At 67.2% G+C, this 17,924-nt stretch carries 21 protein-coding genes; 17 read left to right on the top strand and 4 right to left on the bottom strand.

The features are described 5' to 3' along the window. The first annotated feature begins 198 nt into the window (after window positions 1-198). From CK944_RS23660 to CK944_RS14095, 6 genes are all read left to right on the top strand, one after another. Window positions 199-345, top strand: coding sequence for a hypothetical protein (locus CK944_RS23660; RefSeq protein WP_188714663.1), 147 nt, complete (start codon window positions 199-201; stop codon window positions 343-345). An 87-nt stretch (window positions 346-432) separates the two neighbouring features. Next, entirely contained in the window at window positions 433-858 is a 426-nt protein-coding gene (locus CK944_RS14115) for a hypothetical protein (RefSeq protein WP_103173706.1), read from the top strand. Window positions 859-988: 130 nt separating this feature from the next. Beyond that, entirely contained in the window at window positions 989-1,234 is a 246-nt protein-coding gene (locus CK944_RS14110) for a hypothetical protein (protein ID WP_103173705.1), read from the top strand. 75 nt (window positions 1,235-1,309) lie between these two features. Next, window positions 1,310-1,522, top strand: coding sequence for a YMGG-like glycine zipper-containing protein (locus CK944_RS14105; protein ID WP_103173704.1), 213 nt, complete (start codon window positions 1,310-1,312; stop codon window positions 1,520-1,522). A gap of 99 nt (window positions 1,523-1,621) precedes the next feature. Next, window positions 1,622-3,619 carry an acetyl/propionyl/methylcrotonyl-CoA carboxylase subunit alpha gene (locus CK944_RS14100; protein ID WP_103173703.1) on the top strand — a complete coding sequence of 666 codons (1,998 nt, stop codon included), beginning with the start codon at window positions 1,622-1,624 and terminating at the stop codon, window positions 3,617-3,619. Beyond that, a complete protein-coding gene (locus tag CK944_RS14095; RefSeq protein ID WP_103173702.1) occupies window positions 3,616-4,293 on the top strand; it encodes a hypothetical protein in 678 nt (225 codons plus the stop codon). Before CK944_RS14100 ends, CK944_RS14095 begins: the two co-directional genes overlap by 4 nt. Window positions 4,294-4,382: 89 nt before the next feature. On the opposite strand, the gene CK944_RS14090 is transcribed toward CK944_RS14095, so the two are convergent. Further along, entirely contained in the window at window positions 4,383-4,886 is a 504-nt protein-coding gene (locus CK944_RS14090) for a DUF4174 domain-containing protein (protein ID WP_103173701.1), read from the bottom strand. A gap of 57 nt (window positions 4,887-4,943) precedes the next feature. On the opposite strand from CK944_RS14090, the gene scpA reads away from it, so the two are divergent. The 5 genes from scpA to CK944_RS14065 all read left to right on the top strand — a co-directional run bounded on the left by scpA (window position 4,944) and on the right by CK944_RS14065 (window position 10,355). After that, window positions 4,944-7,079 carry a methylmalonyl-CoA mutase gene (scpA, locus tag CK944_RS14085; protein ID WP_103173700.1) on the top strand — a complete coding sequence of 712 codons (2,136 nt, stop codon included), beginning with the start codon at window positions 4,944-4,946 and terminating at the stop codon, window positions 7,077-7,079. Between the two features lie 132 nt (window positions 7,080-7,211). Next, window positions 7,212-8,027 carry a glycosyl transferase gene (locus CK944_RS14080; RefSeq protein WP_103173699.1) on the top strand — a complete coding sequence of 272 codons (816 nt, stop codon included), beginning with the start codon at window positions 7,212-7,214 and terminating at the stop codon, window positions 8,025-8,027. A 1-nt stretch (window position 8,028) separates the two neighbouring features. Then, window positions 8,029-8,550: a hypothetical protein gene (locus CK944_RS14075; protein WP_103173698.1), complete on the top strand. Its 522-nt coding sequence runs from the start codon at window positions 8,029-8,031 to the stop codon at window positions 8,548-8,550. Further along, complete coding sequence (locus tag CK944_RS14070) at window positions 8,550-8,993, top strand: isoprenylcysteine carboxylmethyltransferase family protein (protein ID WP_103173697.1); 444 nt, start codon at window positions 8,550-8,552, stop codon at window positions 8,991-8,993. The genes CK944_RS14075 and CK944_RS14070 overlap by 1 nt, the downstream gene beginning before the upstream one ends. Before the next feature lie 72 nt (window positions 8,994-9,065). Beyond that, the gene (locus CK944_RS14065) at window positions 9,066-10,355 is read left to right on the top strand and encodes a homoserine dehydrogenase (protein ID WP_103173696.1); all 1,290 of its coding nucleotides are present in this window, start codon (window positions 9,066-9,068) and stop codon (window positions 10,353-10,355) included. Between the two features lie 77 nt (window positions 10,356-10,432). Here the strand turns inward: CK944_RS14065 and CK944_RS14060 are convergent, their stop codons facing one another. After that, entirely contained in the window at window positions 10,433-11,062 is a 630-nt protein-coding gene (locus tag CK944_RS14060; protein ID WP_103173695.1) for a lytic transglycosylase domain-containing protein, read from the bottom strand. Between the two features lie 168 nt (window positions 11,063-11,230). On the opposite strand from CK944_RS14060, the gene ssb reads away from it, so the two are divergent. Beyond that, entirely contained in the window at window positions 11,231-11,719 is a 489-nt protein-coding gene (gene ssb / locus CK944_RS14055; RefSeq protein WP_103173694.1) for a single-stranded DNA-binding protein, read from the top strand. Window positions 11,720-11,740: 21 nt separating this feature from the next. Here ssb and aroB read toward each other — a convergent pair whose 3' ends face one another. Together aroB and CK944_RS14045 are read right to left on the bottom strand one after the other, a co-directional pair. Beyond that, window positions 11,741-12,850: a 3-dehydroquinate synthase gene (aroB, locus tag CK944_RS14050; RefSeq protein WP_103173693.1), complete on the bottom strand. Its 1,110-nt coding sequence runs from the start codon at window positions 12,848-12,850 to the stop codon at window positions 11,741-11,743. Further along, complete coding sequence (locus CK944_RS14045) at window positions 12,847-13,428, bottom strand: shikimate kinase (protein WP_256388131.1); 582 nt, start codon at window positions 13,426-13,428, stop codon at window positions 12,847-12,849. The genes aroB and CK944_RS14045 overlap by 4 nt, the downstream gene beginning before the upstream one ends. Window positions 13,429-13,522: 94 nt before the next feature. Here CK944_RS14045 and CK944_RS23230 point away from each other — a divergent pair, with 94 nt between their 5' ends. The 5 genes from CK944_RS23230 to CK944_RS14025 are packed head-to-tail and all read left to right on the top strand — an operon-like array spanning window position 13,523 to window position 17,840. Further along, complete coding sequence (locus CK944_RS23230; protein ID WP_158248004.1) at window positions 13,523-13,690, top strand: hypothetical protein; 168 nt, start codon at window positions 13,523-13,525, stop codon at window positions 13,688-13,690. Continuing rightward, window positions 13,687-15,144 carry a hypothetical protein gene (locus CK944_RS14040; protein ID WP_229665095.1) on the top strand — a complete coding sequence of 486 codons (1,458 nt, stop codon included), beginning with the start codon at window positions 13,687-13,689 and terminating at the stop codon, window positions 15,142-15,144. Before CK944_RS23230 ends, CK944_RS14040 begins: the two co-directional genes overlap by 4 nt. Then, window positions 15,141-16,082: a site-specific tyrosine recombinase XerD gene (locus CK944_RS14035; RefSeq protein WP_103173691.1), complete on the top strand. Its 942-nt coding sequence runs from the start codon at window positions 15,141-15,143 to the stop codon at window positions 16,080-16,082. Before CK944_RS14040 ends, CK944_RS14035 begins: the two co-directional genes overlap by 4 nt. Window positions 16,083-16,086: 4 nt before the next feature. Continuing rightward, window positions 16,087-16,971 carry a DMT family transporter gene (locus CK944_RS14030; protein ID WP_229665094.1) on the top strand — a complete coding sequence of 295 codons (885 nt, stop codon included), beginning with the start codon at window positions 16,087-16,089 and terminating at the stop codon, window positions 16,969-16,971. Continuing rightward, complete coding sequence (locus CK944_RS14025) at window positions 16,968-17,840, top strand: lysophospholipid acyltransferase family protein (protein WP_103173690.1); 873 nt, start codon at window positions 16,968-16,970, stop codon at window positions 17,838-17,840. Before CK944_RS14030 ends, CK944_RS14025 begins: the two co-directional genes overlap by 4 nt. Window positions 17,841-17,924: the final 84 nt, after the last annotated feature.

The raw sequence follows: 17,924 nt of genomic DNA, 5'->3' as shown, positions 1-17,924 counted from the left end.
GTTAACGCAGTTGCACAAACGCGTGATTGATGCAGGCCAGCCACAGGCCGCGCGGCATTTGCCCCCGGCGGTCCGGCCTGTCTGTCTGCGCCCCTGCCCCGCCGCTATCATGCCCGGCGGGGCGATGCATCAAGACATCCCCCGGAACAACCCGAGCAGACGGGCGCAGCCGCGCCCGCTTTACAGGAGCGAGACAACATGTCGAAGAAAATCATCCTCAGCCTCGTGCTGGTTTCGGCCTTTGCTGCGTGCCAGCGTCAGGCAGCCGAACCCGAGGTTTACGTGCCTGCCCCGAACCCCGTCACGACCGAGCCGGTCTATCAGGGCAAGTACGGCGCCAACTGATCCGAACCGACTGATCTTGCGCGGGCGGTCCGGCTGCCCGCGCCTTCCCGGCCCGGCACGGCCCGGCCCCCGCCATGGGGGACCATCATGCTGAAGCACAAGGGCTTTCCGGGGCGCCTTCCCGGCACCGATTTCCAATTCGTCATCCGCCGCGAGAATCGCAAGAAGGGCGCGACGCCGATCACCCGGCGCGAACGCTTCCGCGACCGCAAGCCCGCCGACCGCCGCGCCGACGCAGGCTTTCTTGCCGCCCTGATCGAACATTTCGGCGAAGAACCTTTCGTTCGCGGCAACCTTGACGCGGGCCGCCTGGGCTGGCTGATCGGGCGCGAGGTGAAGGCTGTCGGCCCCTTCGATCCGACCGATTACGACCAGCTGCTGCAGGTGGACATGGCCGCGGCCGAAGCCTCGTTTCCCGAGCTTTTCGCCACCGACAGCCCGCCCGACTTCGGGTGGGACGACGAAGGCTGGGACGATGACGACAACGACGACGACGACGGCATGGACCGCTGAAAATGCGCAATTTGCTGCCTAGGGCCTTGATCTCACACCCATGTCAGTTTGACGCGCCCCTGGGCTATGCGATAGTCGGGTACCATCTTCCACTGGCCGCTTGCGCGGCCCACTATACAGGCAACTTTCCATGCAGACTTCGCTGTTCACCCGCGTCGCCGCCGGCGCTTTCGTTCTTCTGGGCCTGGCTGCCTGCGACCAGGGCTATGGCACCGCGACCGGGCTGTCGCCCGATGCGCAGCGTGCGGCAGGCGGCGCGGTCGCTGGCGCCGTCATCGCCAAGGCTTTGGACGAGGATCTGGCAACGGGCGCGGCCATCGGTGCCGTCGGCGGCGCGCTGTGCGATGACGCCGGCGTCTGCCAGCGTCGCTACTGATCACGCAGGCTTTTCAGAACCGAACGGGCTGGATCGGCGTTCCGATCCAGCCTTTCAAACGACAGGAAGACCAGAATGTCCAAATTCCTTGCCATTGCCGCCCTTGTCGGCACCACGGCCATCGCGGGCTGCACCCAGGGCATCAACCCGACCGACACCGACCGCGCGCTCATCGGCGCGGGCGTGGGCGCGACCATCGCCAGCGTCAGCGGTGAAAACGTCGTCAAGGGCGCGGCCATCGGCGGCGCTGCCGGCGCGCTCTGCAACGACGTGCGTCTCTGCGAATAACGACCTGATCCTGGCGCGTTCGTCGCGCCGCGATATCCTGATCGCCGCCCTGGGCCCCGCGCCCTCGGGCGGCTTTTTCATGCCTGGCCGGGGGGGCCCATGTTCAAGAAGATCCTGATCGCCAACCGGGGCGAGATCGCCTGCCGCGTCATCAAGACCGCCCGCAAGATGGGCATCGCGACCGTCGCCGTCTATTCCGACGCCGACCGCAATGCGCTGCACGTCAAGATGGCGGACGAGGCCGTCCATATCGGCCCGCCCCCGGCGAACCAGTCCTATATCGTGATCGACAAGATCATGGACGCGATCCGCCAGACCGGCGCCGAGGCCGTCCATCCCGGATACGGCTTCCTGTCCGAGAACATGAAGTTCGCCGAGGCCCTGGAACGCGAAGGCGTGATCTTCGTAGGCCCCCCGTCCCCCGCCATAGAGGCCATGGGCGACAAGATCACCTCGAAGAAGATCGCACAAGAGGCGGGCGTCAGCACCGTTCCCGGATACATGGGCCTGATCGCCGATGCGGATGAAGCGGTGCGCATCAGCGACCAGATCGGCTATCCTGTGATGATCAAGGCCTCCGCCGGCGGCGGCGGCAAGGGGATGCGCATCGCCTGGAACGCGCAGGAAGCCCGCGAGGGGTTCGAATCGTCGCGCAACGAGGCTGCCAGCAGCTTCGGCGACGACCGCATCTTCATCGAGAAATTCGTGACCCAGCCGCGCCACATCGAAATCCAGGTGCTGGCCGACAAGCACGGCAACGCGGTCTATCTGCACGAACGCGAATGTTCCATCCAGCGGCGCAACCAGAAGGTCATCGAGGAAGCGCCTTCGCCCTTCCTGGACCCGGAAACGCGTCGCGCCATGGGGGAACAGGCCGTCGCGCTTGCCAAGGCCGTGGGCTATACCAGTGCGGGCACGGTGGAATTCATCGTGGACGGGCAGAAGAACTTCTACTTCCTGGAAATGAACACCCGCCTGCAGGTGGAACATCCCGTGACGGAACTGATCACCGGCATCGATCTGGTGGAACAGATGATCCGCGTGGCCGCCGGTGAACCCCTGCCCTTTGCCCAGGACGATCTGAAGATCAACGGCTGGGCCATGGAAAGCCGCCTTTACGCCGAGGATCCGTATCGCAACTTCCTGCCCTCGATCGGGCGGCTGACCCGCTATCGTCCCCCGGCCGAGGTCGTCGAGGCCACCCATGTGGTCCGCAACGACACCGGCGTCTTCGAGGGCGGCGAGATCAGCATGTTCTATGACCCGATGATCGCCAAGCTTTGCACCTGGGCCCCGTCGCGCGGGGAAGCCATCGAGGCGATGCGCGTGGCGCTGGACGAATTCGAGGTCGAGGGCATCGGCCACAACCTGCCCTTCCTGTCCGCCGTGATGGATCACCCGAAATTCGTGTCGGGCGACATCACCACGGCCTTCATCGCCGAGGAATATCCCGAAGGCTTCGGGGGTGCGACCCTGCCTGACGACGAACTGGCCCGCGTGGCCGCCGCCGCATCCGCCATGCACCGCGTCGCGGAAATCCGCCGCACCCGGATCAGCGGGCGGTTGGACAACCACGAACGCCGCGTGGGCGAAAACTGGGTGGTCTTCGTCAACGGCCGCGAAATTCCCGCGCGCATCCGCGCCGACCGCGACGGCGCCACCGTCGCCGTGAACGGCCGCGAGTTGCGCGTGGAAAGCGACTGGAAGCCCGGCCAGACCCTGGCGCGGCTGGTGGTCGATGGCCGGCCGCTGGTGATGAAGGTGGACAAGATCCCCGCCGGTTTCCGCCTGCGGACGCGCGGCGCCGACCTTAGGGTTCAGGTCCGCCGCCCGCGCACGGCCGAACTGGTCCGGCTGATGCCTGAAAAGCTGCCGCCCGACACCTCGAAGTTCCTGCTCTGTCCGATGCCGGGCCTGGTGGTGAAGATCGCCGTGGCCCCTGGCGACGAGGTTCAGGAAGGCCAGGCCCTTGCCACGGTCGAGGCGATGAAGATGGAAAACATCCTGCGCGCCGAACGAAAGGCCGTCGTCAAGTCGGTCAATGCCGAGGCAGGCCAGAGCCTCAAGGTCGATGACGTGATCATGGAATTCGAATGACCTTCGCCACCGCCCTGTCCGACCCGCGCGTCGTGGCCGCCATGATCGGCGGCGCGGTGGTGGCGGGTGGCTGGGTGGTGACGCATCTTCTCAGCGCGGCGCGGGACCGGGCGGCGCGGGCCGAACGGGTCCGCGACGTGCAGGGCGCGCTTTATGCCGAAATCCGGGTCCATGTGGCGACGCTGAAAAGCCAGAACCTGCCCCGCTATGGCGCGGAAATCGAGGCGCTGATCCTGAAGGACGACGGCTTCTTTCCGGTGATCCCTACCGAACACAACGACCGCCTGTTCAGCGCCATCGTCGAGGATATTCACGTCCTGCCCTTCAGGGTGGTCGATCCGGTGGTGCAGTACTACAACCAGCTATCGACCATCGGCGCGATGATCGCGGACCTGCGCGAACTGAAGCTGGACCGTCTGGAGGCCACCCGCGCCGCGCGGATGTATCGCCATTACATCGAGATGAAGATCGAGGCGATCGCCCTGGGCGAGGAAGCGATGGCCTTTCTGCTGGCCCATCTGACCGGCGGCCGCGAGGCCGTCGCACGGCTGAGTGATTCGCAGCAAAAAGCCCGCCTTGCGGAAACCAAAGCGGGCGTCACATCCTGGATCGCGGCCGAAAAAGCGCGGTTCAGCGCCGGGAATAACCCGGCATCGGACCGGTTCGGCCGGTGATTGGGCGGGGGTTATAGGATGTCGTGCTCATGTCGAACCTCCTGTTCCTTCGCCCCGAATATAGGCGAAGGCGTTCGGGCTTTCAACGCTCATGGCACCAGTCCGGCCCGGCCGATTTCCTGGCGGCGCAGCGGCAGCTTGTCGATGGCGCGGCTGATTTCGCGCACGTCCCAAGGCAGCGGGCGCCGCTGCTTGACCTGTCCGTCCTTGTCGATGATGACCAGCGAAAAGCCGCGCGGATGCAGTTGCTGGCGCCAGGCGCTGTTCGCCTGGGGATCGCTGTCGGCGATCACCACCACGTCGCGTTCGATCAGGGCTGCGCCGCCCGCCTCCAATGCGCGCATCTGTTCGCGGAAGGCGGGGTCGTTGGGCGTATCGGCAAAGACCACGACCGGACGGGCCGTCCACAGGAAATCGGCCAGCTGGGTTTCCGCGGCGGACAGGATGCGCAGTTCGGGCCGCGCCGGTTCCGGTTCGGGCGCCGCAACCTCCTCGGGGCTGGCGGGCTGCGGCGCGACGGCTGGCGGGGGCGCCTCTCGGGCCGGTCCCATTGCGGCAAGCATCATCGCAACCATCAGGAATTTCAACTTCATCGGCACCCCTTTCTGCCTTGAATATAGGGTGGACCGCGCCGTGCGAAAGGACAGACCATGACGAAACCCACGCTGGACGACTGGCAGAAGCTGGCGGCGAAGGAACTGAAGGGCGCCGATCCCGACAGCCTGACCTGGAACACGCTGGAAGGCATCCCGGTCAAGCCGCTTTACACCGAGGCCGATCTGGAAGGTCTGGACCACCTGGGCAGCCTGCCCGGCATCGCCCCCTTCACCCGTGGCCCGCGCGCCACGATGTATGCGGGCCGCCCCTGGACGATCCGCCAATACGCGGGCTTTTCCACGGCCGAGGAATCCAACGCCTTCTATCGCAAGGCGCTTGCCGCCGGGCAGCAGGGCGTGTCCGTGGCCTTCGACCTGGCGACGCACCGGGGCTATGACAGCGACCATCCGCGCGTAGTGGGCGACGTGGGCAAGGCGGGCGTCGCCATCGATTCGGTCGAGGACATGAAGATCCTGTTCGACGGCATCCCGCTGGACCGCGTGTCGGTGTCGATGACCATGAACGGCGCGGTGATCCCGATCCTGGCCAACTTCATCGTCACGGGCGAGGAACAGGGCCATTCCCGCGCGGTGCTGTCGGGCACGATCCAGAACGACATCCTGAAAGAGTTCATGGTCCGCAACACCTATATCTATCCGCCCGAGCCTTCGATGCGGATCATCGCGGACATCATCGAATACACTTCGAACGAGATGCCCAAGTTCAACTCGATCTCGATTTCCGGCTATCACATGCAGGAAGCGGGCGCGAACCTGGTGCAGGAACTGGCCTATACGCTGGCGGACGGGCGCGAATATGTGCGCGCCGCCCTGAGCGCCGGCATGGACGTGGACCAGTTCGCGGGGCGGCTGTCCTTCTTCTTCGCCATCGGCATGAACTTCTTCATGGAGATCGCGAAACTGCGCGCCGCGCGCCTGCTGTGGCATCGCATCATGTCGGATTTCAACCCGAAGAAGCCCGGCAGCCTGATGCTGCGGACGCATTGCCAGACCTCGGGCGTGTCGTTGCAGGAACAGGATCCCTATAACAACGTGATCCGCACCGCATACGAGGCGATGTCGGCGGCCCTGGGCGGCACGCAGTCGCTGCACACCAACGCGCTTGACGAGGCCATCGCCCTGCCGACCGAGTTTTCGGCACGGATTGCGCGCAACACCCAGCTGATCCTGCAAGAGGAAACCGGCATCACCCATGTCGTCGATCCGCTGGCCGGGTCGTACTACATCGAAAGCCTGACGGCCGAACTGGCCGAAAAAGCCTGGGCGCTGATCGAGGAGGTCGAGGAACTGGGCGGCATGACCAAGGCCGTCGCCACCGGCATGCCCAAGCTGCGGATCGAGGAAACCGCCGCCCGTCGCCAGGCCCAGATCGACCGGGGCGAAGAGGTGATCGTCGGCGTCAACAAGTACCGCAAGGATCGCGAGGATCCGATCGACATCCTGGACATCGACAACATGGCGGTGCGCGAGTCGCAGATCGCCCGCCTGAACCGCATCCGCCAGACGCGGGACGAGGCCGCCTGCCAAGCGGCGCTTGACGAAATCACCCGCCGCGCCCGCGAGGGCGGCAACCTGCTGGAGGCCGCTGTCGAGGCCGCCCGCGCCCGAGCAACCGTAGGGGAAATCAGCATGGCGATGGAAAAGGAATGGGGCCGCCACCGGGCCGAGGTGAAGACCCTGGCCGGCGTCTATGGCGCGGCCTACGAGGGCGACGAGAGCTTCGCGCAAATCCAGCGCGACGTCGAAACCTTTGCCGAGGAAGAAGGCCGCAGGCCCCGGATGCTGGTGGTCAAGATGGGCCAGGACGGCCATGACCGCGGCGCCAAGGTCATCGCCACGGCCTTCGCCGATATCGGCTTCGACGTGGACGTCGGCCCCCTGTTCCAAACGCCCGAGGAAGCGGCCCAAGACGCCGTGGACAACGACGTGCATGTGGTCGGCATTTCCAGCCAGGCGGCGGGCCACAAGACCCTTGCGCCGAAGCTGATCGAGGCGCTGAAGGCCCAAGGGGCGGGGGACATCCTGGTGATCTGCGGCGGCGTGATCCCGCAGCAGGATTACGATTACCTGCGCCAGGCGGGCGTCAAGGCGATCTTCGGGCCGGGCACCAACATCCCCCAGGCCGCCGCCGACATCCTGCGGCTGATCCGGGAAAACCGCGCGGCGTGAATTTGCGTCCCGCGGTGGCAGGGGGGCCGTCTGCCCCCCTGCACCCCCCCCGAGGATATTTGGACCAAGGCAAAGAACATTGCCTTGGCCCGGCGGCTGTGAAACCTTGCGCCTCGACCAGGAGAGGGTGTGATGGACGCGCCGGAGATCAAGCAGATCATCTGCATCAAGTGGGGCACGAAGTTCGGGCCGGAATACGTCAACCGCCTTCTTGGGATGATCCGCCGCAACATCACCCCGCCCTTCCGGCTGTTCTGCTTTACCGACGACGCCACCGGCCTGCATCCCGACATCGCCGTGCGTCCCCTGCCCGTCTTCGACTATCAGGCGCCGGTGAACACGCGCGGCAAATGGCCCAAGTCGCGGCTGTGGGGGGATCTGGGCGACGTGACCGGGGTGGTGCTGTTCCTGGACCTGGACGTGATCATCACGGGAAACCTGGACCCGTTCTTCACCTTTGGCGACCCTGACGACACGATCCTGGGACGCAACCCGAACACGCCACTGGAAAAGCTGGGCCAGACCTCGGTCTATCGGATGCGGGTCGGCAAGCTGGCGCCGCTGCAGGGGCTGTTTCGCGCGGATCCGCAGGGCGTGGCGGACAAGTACAAGTATGAACAGCGCTTCGTGACCCGGAACGCGCCCGGCGGCGTCAAGTTCTGGCCGCGCGGCTGGTTGGCGCATTTCCGGATGCACTCGGTCCCGACGTTCCCGATGAACTATCTGCGCGAACCGAAAGTGCCCAAGGACAGTCGCATCGTGATCTTTGCGGGCAACCTCAATCCCCCCGATGCCATTGCCGGACGATGGCATGAAGACGATGTGCACCGCCCGCCGCTGGATCATTTGCGCGAAGCCTTTTCGGGAAAGCGTCGGGAAAGCCTGTCCCGGCACTTGCGCCATTACCTGCTGCCCGCGACCTGGGTGAAAGATCTGTGGCGCGAATAGCATGAGCCTGCCGCGCGCGCCCGATCGCCTGCCCGACGACATGGCGGCGGCCATCGGCCACGCCGTTGCCGGATTCGGCTTCCTGGAGGAAGCGTTGAAACGCGCCATCTTCTCGCTGACGCGCCGCCAACTGGGCGAGGATGTGAGCGAGCGCGTCTTGCAGGACTGGCTGCGCCGGATCGAGGAGATCGCCGACGATACCCTTGGCACGCTGATCGACAGCTTTGCCGCCGCCATGAAGCAGGCCGGCATCGAAGGGCGCGAGGGTTTGTCGGCTGACCTGCGGACCCTTCGCCTGAAGCGGAACCTGCTGTGCCACGCATCCTGGCGGCCGGGCAGCAAACCGGGCCATTGGCACCCCACCTTCATAAACACCAGGGGCGAGCGTTACCCGGACGAGATGGATCCGGCGGCCGTTCACGCCATCCACGCCGACACGCTGGCTGCCGCCCGGCGCGTGGTGTCGATCATGCGCAAGACAGGGATCGACGGCGAATGGGCGGGAAACGAGGACAACCCGTGATGAAGCTGACTGCTGATTATCCCAAGATCTGGCTTGCCCTGTTCGTGCTGGCGGGGTGGCTGGCGGGGCGCCTTGCGCCGCATGGTCCCGGCTGGCTTGCAGGCTGGGGCCTGGTGCTGGCCCTGGCCGGGCTGGCGCTGATGATATGGGCGGGGTGGACCATGCGCCGGGCGCAGACGACCGTCGATCCCCATGGCCAGCCGCGCCATCTGGTCACGTCGGGGCCGTTCCGGCTGTCGCGCAACCCGATCTATGTCGCCGATGCGATGATCCTGGCGGGCTTGTGCCTGGCCTTCCGCGCGCCCCTGGCAGCCCTGCCGCTGGTGGCGGGGTTCGTGCTGGTCATCTCGGCCCGCTTCATCCCGCACGAGGAACAACGGCTGGCGCAAGCCTTTCCCGAGGCATTCGCGACATACCGGCAGCGCACGCGCCGCTGGCTGTGACTGTGCCCTTTCGCGCGTTGCATGACGACGCGCGGCGCGCTAACAGCGGACGACCTTACGCAAGAGGCCTTCATGTCGTCCTCCCTCCGCCTGGGTATCGCCGGGCTTGGCACCGTCGGGATCGGTGTCGTCAAGATCGTCCAGAAACACGCCGATCTTCTGGCGCGCCGCACCGGCCGCCCCGTGTCGATCACCGCCATCTGCGCGCGGGACAAGATGAAGAACCGCGATGCCGACCTGTCGGCCTATCGCTGGGAAGACAATGCCATGGCGGTCGCCACCGCGGATGATGTCGATGTGTTCATCGAACTGGTGGGCGGCGACAGCGGCATTGCCAAGGACAGCATCGAGGCGGCGCTGCGTTCGGGCAAGGACGTCGTGACGGCCAACAAGGCGCTGCTGGCCGTCCACGGCCAGGCGCTTGCCGAACTGGCCGAGGGGCTGGGCCGCACCCTGCGCTTCGAGGCGGCGGTGGCAGGCGGCATCCCGGTCATCAAGGCGATGACGGAATCGCTGGCGGGCAATGAAATCCGCCGTGTCATGGGCGTGATGAACGGCACCTGCAACTATATCCTGACGCGGATGGAAAGCGCGGGCCTGCCCTATGAGGCGGTGTTCGAGGAAGCGCGCCAGTTGGGATACCTTGAGGCCGACCCGACGCTGGACGTGGGCGGCATCGACGCGGGCCACAAGCTGTCGATCCTGTCGTCGATCGCCTTCGGCACCCAGGTCAATTTCGATGCGGTCGAGATCGAGGGGATCGAACGCGTCAGCATCGACGACATCCGCCGCGCCGCCGACATGGGCTACAAGATCAAGCTTCTGGGCGTGGCGCAGATGACCCCGCGCGGGCTGGAACAGCGCATGTCGCCCTGCCTGGTTCCGGCGGACAGCCCGCTGGGGCAGCTGATGGGCGGCACGAACATGGTCGTGGTCGAAGGCGACAGCGTGGGCCAGATCGTGCTGCGCGGCGCAGGCGCGGGTGAAGGTCCGACCGCAAGCGCCGTCCTGTCCGACATCGTGGAAATCGCGCGCGGCGTGCGCCTGCCGGTGTTCGGCCAGCCTGCGGCATCCCTGAAGGCCGCGCAGCCCGCACGGACGGCCGTTCCCGCGGCCTATTACCTGCGCCTGGAATTGCAGGACAAGCCGGGCGCGCTTGCCAAGGTGGCGACGGTGCTGGGGGATGCGGGCATTTCCATCGACCGGATGCGCCAATATGGCCAGCACAGCCCGGACAGTGTCCCGGTCCTGGTCGTGACCCACAAGACCACCCCCGAAGCCATCGACTTCGCCATCGAGGCCCTGCCCCGCACCGGGGTCCTGGCGGGTGATCCGGTCGAGTTGCGGATCGAGGAAGTCTGACGAAAAAAGGGGGCGCTTGCGCCCCCTCTTGCCTCTGCAAGGGAATTCACCGCCAAGAATGTCTGCGCAAGGAAGAATCAGCTTCCCGCGATGATCCGCACATAGTTGCGGGTTTCGCGGTAAGGCGGGATGCCGTTGTACTTCTGCACCGCGCCCGGCCCGGCATTATAGGCGGCAAGCGCCAGGCGCCAATTGCCGAACTGGTTGTACATCATCCGCAGATAGCGCGCGCCGCCATGCAGGTTCTGGACCGGATCATGCGGGTTGACGCCCAGCTTGGCCGCCGTTCCGGGCATCAACTGCGCCAGGCCAGTGGCCCCCTTGTGCGACCGCGCGCTTGGGTTCCAGCCGGATTCCTGCTGAACCAGGCGCAGGAACAGATCCTCGGGGATGCCGTATCGACGGGCGGCCTCGCGCGCATGGGGAATGAAGTCGCTGCGCTTGCCGCGATAGGCGGGGATGTTCGCGGAAAGCTGGATATCGACCGAACTGTCGCTGCCGCTGCGCGCATTGGGGCGCAGGCGCGCGGATTGCTGATATTGCCCCGCCAGCCGCGAATCCATCAGCCGGGTCTGCCGGGCGAACTGTTCGGCCCGCGATTTCGACGAACTGCCCGACAGGCGAAGCCCCTCGGCCGAGGCAGGCACGGCGATTCCAGCGATCAGCAACGCGCACAGACCCGCCTTGATGGTAGGGATGAATGTCATGTCCCTGTCCCTCGTTGTTGTGGGTTTTGATGGGACTATACAGAAATCGGACCGCGTCGCCAGCATGGCTTTTCGATCAGAAGGCCGATGGCGGCAAAGCGCGCATTTGCATCGCGGCAGGGGCTGCGCTAGACCATTTCGCCAAGGACACATTTGCAGGAAAACGTCATGGCAGGCAGCGTCAACAAGGTCATCCTGATCGGCAATCTGGGCCGCGACCCCGAAATCCGCACCTTCCAGAACGGCGGCAAGGTCGCCAACCTGCGGATCGCCACGTCGGAACAGTGGAAGGACCGCAACACGGGCGAACGCAAGGAACGGACCGAATGGCACAGCGTCGCCATCATGTCCGAAGGCCTTGTCAACGTGGTCGAGCGGTTCCTGAAGAAGGGCAGCAAGGTCTATGTCGAGGGCCAGCTTGAAACCCGCAAATGGCAGGACCAGTCGGGCCAGGACCGCTATACGACCGAGGTCGTGCTGCGCGGCTTCAGCGGCACGTTGCAGATGCTGGACGGCCGCGACGGTGGCGGTTCGGGCGGCGGTGGCCAAGGCGGCGGCGGGGGTTATGACGATTACGACCGGGGCGGCCCGTCGGGCGGAAGCCAAGGCAGCGGCGGCGGCAGCCGCAGCGACTATGACGACGAGATCCCGTTCTGATCGTCCAGGTGGGGCGCGCGGTCAGCGCGCGTCCCGCAGCACGGCCGCCAGCGTATCGGGCTGAACGTCGTCGCTGACGAAAGCCTCGCCGATGCCGCGCGCCAGGACAAAGCGCAGACGGCCGTCCACCACCTTCTTGTCCTGTCCCATCAGCGCGATCAGCGCCGCATCGTCGGGCAGGTCGCCCGGAATGTCGCGGATCGCGGCGGGCATTCCCATCTGCCGCAGATGGGCCAGCACGCGGGACGGCGCCTCTTGGCTGCACAGTCCCATGCGGGCCGACAGGTCGAAGGCCAGCGCGCAGCCGATCGCCACGCCTTCGCCATGCAGCAGCCGCGCGGAATAGCCGGTGGCAGATTCGAGCGCGTGGCCGAAGGTATGGCCCAGGTTCAGCAAGGCGCGTTCGCCTTGTTCCGTTTCGTCGCGGGTCACGATCCCGGCCTTCATGGCGACCGAATGGGCCACGGCATGCTGGCGCAGGGCCATATCGTCGCGCAGGCGGGGGGCATTCGCTTCCAGCCACTCGAAGAACTCGGCGTCCCCCAGCAGCCCGTATTTCGCGACCTCGCCATAGCCCGCCAGGAAATCGCGCGGGGTCAGGGTGTCCAGCACCGCGATATCGGCCAGCACCAGCGAGGGCTGGTGGAAGGCGCCGATCAGGTTCTTGCCATGGGGGCTGTTGATCCCGGTCTTGCCGCCGACGCTGCTGTCCACCTGCGCCAGAAGCGTTGTGGGGATCTGCACGAAGCGGACGCCGCGCCGCAGGATGGCGGCCGCGAAGCCCACCAGATCGCCGATCACGCCCCCGCCAAAGGCCACCACGATGTCTCGCCGCTCGATCCGCTGTTCCAGCAACCATTCGACGCAGGTCGTCAGGTGGGGCCAGCTTTTCGTGGCCTCGCCCGGGGGCACGACCAGGGCCTCGGACACGATCCCCTGGGCGGTCAGCGCGCCCTGCAATCGCGGCAGATGCAGGGCCGCGACCGTTTCGTCGGTGACGATGGCCAGGCGCGGGCGGCGCAGCAGGGGGGCGATCTCGGCCCCGACGCGGTCGATCAGGCCGGCGCCGATGCGGACGTCATAGGCGCGGTCGCCCAAGGGCACATGGACGGTAACGGGTTCGGGGGTCATGGTGTCTCGATCAGCAGGTCTGCATCGGCGGCGCGGATGGCGTCCAGCAGCCGCGTGGTGGCGGCATCGACGCTGTCGGCGGGGCGGGCGGGAAAGGTCAGTTCCGCCAGGGCATAGGTCGGATTGCGTTCCGCCAGCAGGCGCGCCAGCGTGCCCTTGGGGTCGGCGGTTTGCAGCAGGGGCCTCGTGCTGCGCTGGCGCACCCGGTGCCACAGCGTGTCCAAGTCGCATTCCAGCCAGACCGACAGTCCCGCAGCCTTGATGGCCGCGCGGTTGCGTTCCTGCATCCAGGCCCCGCCGCCGGTCGAGATCACGCGCGGCGACTGGCGCAGGATGCGGGCGATCACCTGGGCTTCGCGGTCGCGGAAGAAGGCCTCGCCGTCGCGGGCGAAGATCTCGGATATGGACATGGCGGCGGCTGCCTCGATCTCGACATCCGAATCGGTGAAGGGGACATGAAGGCGCCGGGCCAGTTCCGTCCCCAGCGCGGTCTTGCCCGCCCCCATCATCCCGATCAGCACGATATGGCGCCTCAGGCGCTGGCGCATGTCCGTCCCCCGTTCATTGGCCGACTGAATGGCGTGATCTTTCGGAAAATGCCATATATATTCGGGACGAACCGGCGAAAGACCGGGTTCAAGGCAAAAACAACGATGAACGAGGCGAAATTCGATGCGGCTGCTCAAGGTTCTGGTGGTGCTAATTCTGGCTGCGGTGATCGGCCTGGCCGGTTACGCCTATTTCGGCGACATGCAGCCGGTCCGGTCCGAGGTCCGCAGCCCCATCGGCGCCGCCCCCTCGGCCCCGGCCGCCCCCGCAACCGAGGCTGAACCCGAGTGAGCAGGCGCCTGCTGCCCCTGGCCATGATGCTTGGCCTTGCCTGTTCCGCGCAGGCCCAGACGCCGCTTTCGGCAAGCGACTGGCTGTCGGGCAGCGTGCGCGGGCCGGACCGCGAAAGCTCGGCCTGGCGTCCGGGCGACGCGCCGCCCCCCGGCGTTCCCGGCGCGCCCGGACCCAAGCCCGTCGCCACGACGGGCGAGGTCGGCTCGGTCCAGGTCACGCGGCTCGGGATCGGAAATCCCGACAGCGTGGGCCTCAGGACGCCGCGCAAGGCGGGACTTCCCGCCGATCTGTGGCAGGGCAGCGACGCTGCGACGCTGGCCGGTCTGATCCTGCGCACGCCCGCACGCCTTCCGGCGATGAACGCGCTTCTGGATCGGGTGCTGACCACGCAACTCGCCCCTCCCGCAGGGTCGGACGCGCCGCAGGGGACACTGTTTCTGGCCCGCGCCGACCGGTTGCTGGATGGGGGCGCGCTGGACCGTGCGCAGGCGCTTCTGACCGCCGCCGGTCCCAGCAACCCGGAAATCTTCCGCCGCCTGTTCGACATCGCCCTGCTGGAAGGGGACGAGGCGCGCGCCTGCGAGATCATGAACACCACGCCCGGCATCGCGCCCAGCTTTGCGGCCCGGATCTTCTGCCTGGCCCAGACCGGCGATTGGGCGGCCGCCGCGATCAGCCTGCACGGCGCGGAAACGCTGGGCCTGCTGGACCAGCAACAGGCGGTGCTTCTGACGCATTTCCTGGACGACGCCTATGTGGACAGCGGCGAGACGCTTGCCACGCCGGATCGCATGACGCCCCTGGATTTCCGCATTCACGAGGCGATCGGCCAGCCGCTGCCCACATCGTCGTTGCCCATCGCCTTTGCCCATTCCGACCTGCGCCCGAACAACGGCTGGAAGGCCCGGCTGGATGCGGCCGAACGCCTGGCCCGCGCGGGCGCCATCGCCCCCGCCACCCTGCGCGCGCTTTATACCGAACAAAGCCCTGCGGCTTCGGGCGGCGTCTGGGAACGCGCGGGCGCCATGCGCACCTTGGAGGCCGCCTTGGCCAGCGGCGATCTTTCCTCCGCATTGCCCTCGGCATTCGACCAGTTCAAGCAGGCGGGCATGACCGATGTGATGGCCGCGATGATCGCCGCTGGCCTGCCCGAAGGGGGCGAGGGTCGGGCCGCGCAGGTTGCCACTTGGCTGCGCCAGTGGCAGGGGCTGCCCGTGCCGGTGCCGCTGGTCCTGGATCCCGCGCTGAAGGCCGACCCGGTCCAGCCCCCCGCCACCCAGAAGGGAGAGGCGCTTCTGGCTGCCATGGCCGATATCGACGCGGGCCTGGACGGGGATCTGCCCCGCGCGGGCCGTGGCCTTGCCACCCTGCGCGCCCTGGGACTGGCGGCCGAGGCCGATTTGGCGGCCGCGCAGCTGTCGCTGTTGCCGGTGATGCGGCAGAACCCATGATCGCCGATCACCGCGCCATATCCGCCTTTCTGGACGCCAAGGCCGCCGAATCGGGATCGGCGCGCAACACGGTCCTGGCCTATGGCCGCGACCTGCGCGACCTGTCGGACTGGCTGGCCGCGCGCAGGCTGGCCTTGGCGGATCTGACCCGCGAACGGGTCGAGGATTACCTGGCCCATTGCGACGCGCAGGGCCTGTCGCGCGCCACACGGGCGCGGCGGCTGTCATCCATCCGGCAGTTCACCCGCTTCGCGCTTGAGGAAGGCTGGCGCGACGACGACCCCGCCATCCGCATCAGCGGACCGGGCCGGGCCAAGCGCCTGCCCAAGACCCTTGATCGCGACGAGATCGACGCCCTGCTGGCGGCGGCGCCCCTGATCGGGCGGACGGATGCCGAACGCGCCCGCAACCTTTGCCTGATGGAGCTTCTCTATGCCACGGGGATGCGGGTCAGCGAACTCGTGGCCCTGCCGGTGGCCGCCTGCCGGGGCGATCCGCGCGTTCTGCTGATCCGGGGCAAGGGCGACAAGGAACGCATGGTCCCGCTGACGCCCCCGGCCCGCCGGGCGCTGTCGGCCTGGCTGGCGATCCGCGACGACGCCCCCCGGGACAGCGCGCTTGGCCGCCTTGTCGCCGGCAAGGGCGCGCGCTGGCTGTTTCCCGCCCCCGGCGCGGCGGGCCACATGCCGCGCCAGACCTTCGGGCGGCTTCTGAACGACATGGCCGTGCATGCGGGCGTTTCGCCCGCCCGCGTGACGCCGCATGTGATCCGTCACGCCTTCGCCACGCATCTGCTGCAAGGCGGCGCCGACCTGCGTTCCATCCAGACCCTTCTGGGCCATGCCGACCTGGGCACGACCGAGATCTATACGCATGTCCTTGACGAAAGGATGCGCGATCTGGTCCTGACCCATCATCCCCTGGCCCGAAAGACCTAGACCCGTGACACTTGCCCTGCGCCAGCCCGCCAATGTCCAGGCCACCGGGATCGCCCTGATGCTGGCCGCGATCCTGGGTTTCACCCTGATGGACGCGACGGCCAAGCACCTAACCCAGGCCTATCACCCCGCGCAGGTCGTCTGGGCACGCTTCATCGGCAACCTGGCGATCTTCGCCGTCATCTTCCGGGGCGCGATGCCCACGGTGATGCGCACCCGCAGGCCCGGCCTGCAATTCGCCCGCGCCCTGATGCAGCTTGCGTCCGTCGCGCTGTTCTTCAGTTCGCTCCAGGTCATCGGCCTGGCCGAGGCGACGGCGATCATGGACCTGAACCCGGTCCTGATCACCCTAGGCGCGGCCCTGTTCCTGGGCGAGAAGATCGGCCCCCGCCGGCTTGCGGGCATCGCCGCAGCCCTTGTCGGCGCGCTGATCATCATCCGGCCCGGCCTGGGGGTCTTCCAGCCCGCCGCCCTGCTGCCCCTGGCCGGGGCCTTCACCTATGCCACGGGCGCGCTTTTGACGCGGATGGCGCGGACGGATTCGGTCGCCACCTCGGTGATGTGGTCGGCGGTCGTGGGCAGCGTCCTGACATCGCTTGTCGTGCCCTTCGTCTGGCAGCCGATCGCGGCCTCCGACCTGTGGGCATTCGCGCTGCTGGGGGTCTTCGGCACGCTCAGCCAGTATCTGCTGGTCCGCGCCTTCGCCACGGCCGAGGCCGGGGTGCTGGCCCCCTTCGGCTATACCGGGCTGGTCTGGGCGGGCTTGTGGGGCTGGCTGTTGTTCGGGCAGTTGCCCGATGGCTGGACCGTGACCGGGGCCACGATCATCGTGGCGGCAGGCCTTTATGTCTGGTCCCGAGAGGCAAGCTTGGCGCGAAGGACCCCATGAGCCATCCCGACACCCCGCCCCTGTCCGACCGCATCGCGAACGCGGCCTTCCTGTCGGTGATCGGGCTTGCCCGGCTGCTGCCCTATGACAGGCGCATCCCTGCCGTGGGCTGGCTGTTCGCGCATGTCCTTGGCCCGCTGGCCGGATGGCGGCGGCGGATCCGCGAAAACCTGTCTCTGGCCCGACCCGACCTGACGGCCGAGGAGGTGAAGGCCCTGACCCGCGCCGTCCCCAACAACGCGGGCCGTTCCGTGGCCGAAATCTATTCGGGCGAGGAGTTCACCAGCCGCATCCGCGACTCCGATCCCCTGGAAGGCCCCGGCCTGCCCGCGCTTGAAGCAGCCTTCGAGGCGCACCGCCCCGTTATCATCGCCTGCGCGCATTTCGGCAATTACGACGCCATGCGCACCGCGCTTGCCGGTCGCGGCTGGCCGGTCGGCGCGCTCTACCGGCCCATGAACAACGAGGCGTTCAACCGCCACTACATCCCCGCGATCAGCGCCATCGCCGAGCCGCTGTTCCCGCGCGGGCGGTCGGGCCTGACGGCCATGCTGCGCTTCCTGAAGGGCGGCGGCTGGCTGGCCCTGGGCTTTGACCAGTATGACCGGCACGCGCCCGAGCTGCGCTTCTTCGACCTGCCCAGCCGGACCGTGCTGACGCCTGCCGAACTCGCGCTGCGCTATGACGCGCTGCTGATCCCGGTCCACGGCATCCGCTGCCCCGACGGGCTGCGCTTTCGCGTCCATGTGGGCGAACCCGTCGAACATGGCGAACCGGCGGCAATGATGCAGGCGCTGAACGACGACCTGGAAATGCTTGTCCGCCAGCACATGGACCAGTGGTTCTGGGTCCATCGCCGCTGGAAATAGGCACGGGCGCACAGGCCCTGCGCGCCCGTGATCCTTGCCTGACGGTGCGGCAAGCCCCTATGTCCCCTTGCAACGCGCATGACG

This window comes from Paracoccus sp. SY, from assembly GCF_002901215.1.
Classification (GTDB): domain Bacteria; phylum Pseudomonadota; class Alphaproteobacteria; order Rhodobacterales; family Rhodobacteraceae; genus Paracoccus; species Paracoccus acridae.
The sequence above is the reverse complement of the archived record's forward strand: the minus strand, read 5'-3'. Positions and strand labels throughout refer to the sequence as shown.

Coding starts and splice junctions, on each gene's coding strand:
- CK944_RS23660 (WP_188714663.1), top strand. CDS start 199: ATGTCGAAGAAAATCATCCTCAGCCTCGTGCTGGTTTCGGCCTTTGCT.
- CK944_RS14115 (WP_103173706.1), top strand. CDS start 433: ATGCTGAAGCACAAGGGCTTTCCGGGGCGCCTTCCCGGCACCGATTTC.
- CK944_RS14110 (WP_103173705.1), top strand. CDS start 989: ATGCAGACTTCGCTGTTCACCCGCGTCGCCGCCGGCGCTTTCGTTCTT.
- CK944_RS14105 (WP_103173704.1), top strand. CDS start 1,310: ATGTCCAAATTCCTTGCCATTGCCGCCCTTGTCGGCACCACGGCCATC.
- CK944_RS14100 (WP_103173703.1), top strand. CDS start 1,622: ATGTTCAAGAAGATCCTGATCGCCAACCGGGGCGAGATCGCCTGCCGC.
- CK944_RS14095 (WP_103173702.1), top strand. CDS start 3,616: ATGACCTTCGCCACCGCCCTGTCCGACCCGCGCGTCGTGGCCGCCATG.
- CK944_RS14090 (WP_103173701.1), bottom strand. CDS start 4,886: ATGAAGTTGAAATTCCTGATGGTTGCGATGATGCTTGCCGCAATGGGA.
- scpA (WP_103173700.1), top strand. CDS start 4,944: ATGACGAAACCCACGCTGGACGACTGGCAGAAGCTGGCGGCGAAGGAA.
- CK944_RS14080 (WP_103173699.1), top strand. CDS start 7,212: ATGGACGCGCCGGAGATCAAGCAGATCATCTGCATCAAGTGGGGCACG.
- CK944_RS14075 (WP_103173698.1), top strand. CDS start 8,029: ATGAGCCTGCCGCGCGCGCCCGATCGCCTGCCCGACGACATGGCGGCG.
- CK944_RS14070 (WP_103173697.1), top strand. CDS start 8,550: ATGAAGCTGACTGCTGATTATCCCAAGATCTGGCTTGCCCTGTTCGTG.
- CK944_RS14065 (WP_103173696.1), top strand. CDS start 9,066: ATGTCGTCCTCCCTCCGCCTGGGTATCGCCGGGCTTGGCACCGTCGGG.
- CK944_RS14060 (WP_103173695.1), bottom strand. CDS start 11,062: ATGACATTCATCCCTACCATCAAGGCGGGTCTGTGCGCGTTGCTGATC.
- ssb (WP_103173694.1), top strand. CDS start 11,231: ATGGCAGGCAGCGTCAACAAGGTCATCCTGATCGGCAATCTGGGCCGC.
- aroB (WP_103173693.1), bottom strand. CDS start 12,850: ATGACCCCCGAACCCGTTACCGTCCATGTGCCCTTGGGCGACCGCGCC.
- CK944_RS23230 (WP_158248004.1), top strand. CDS start 13,523: ATGCGGCTGCTCAAGGTTCTGGTGGTGCTAATTCTGGCTGCGGTGATC.
- CK944_RS14035 (WP_103173691.1), top strand. CDS start 15,141: ATGATCGCCGATCACCGCGCCATATCCGCCTTTCTGGACGCCAAGGCC.
- CK944_RS14025 (WP_103173690.1), top strand. CDS start 16,968: ATGAGCCATCCCGACACCCCGCCCCTGTCCGACCGCATCGCGAACGCG.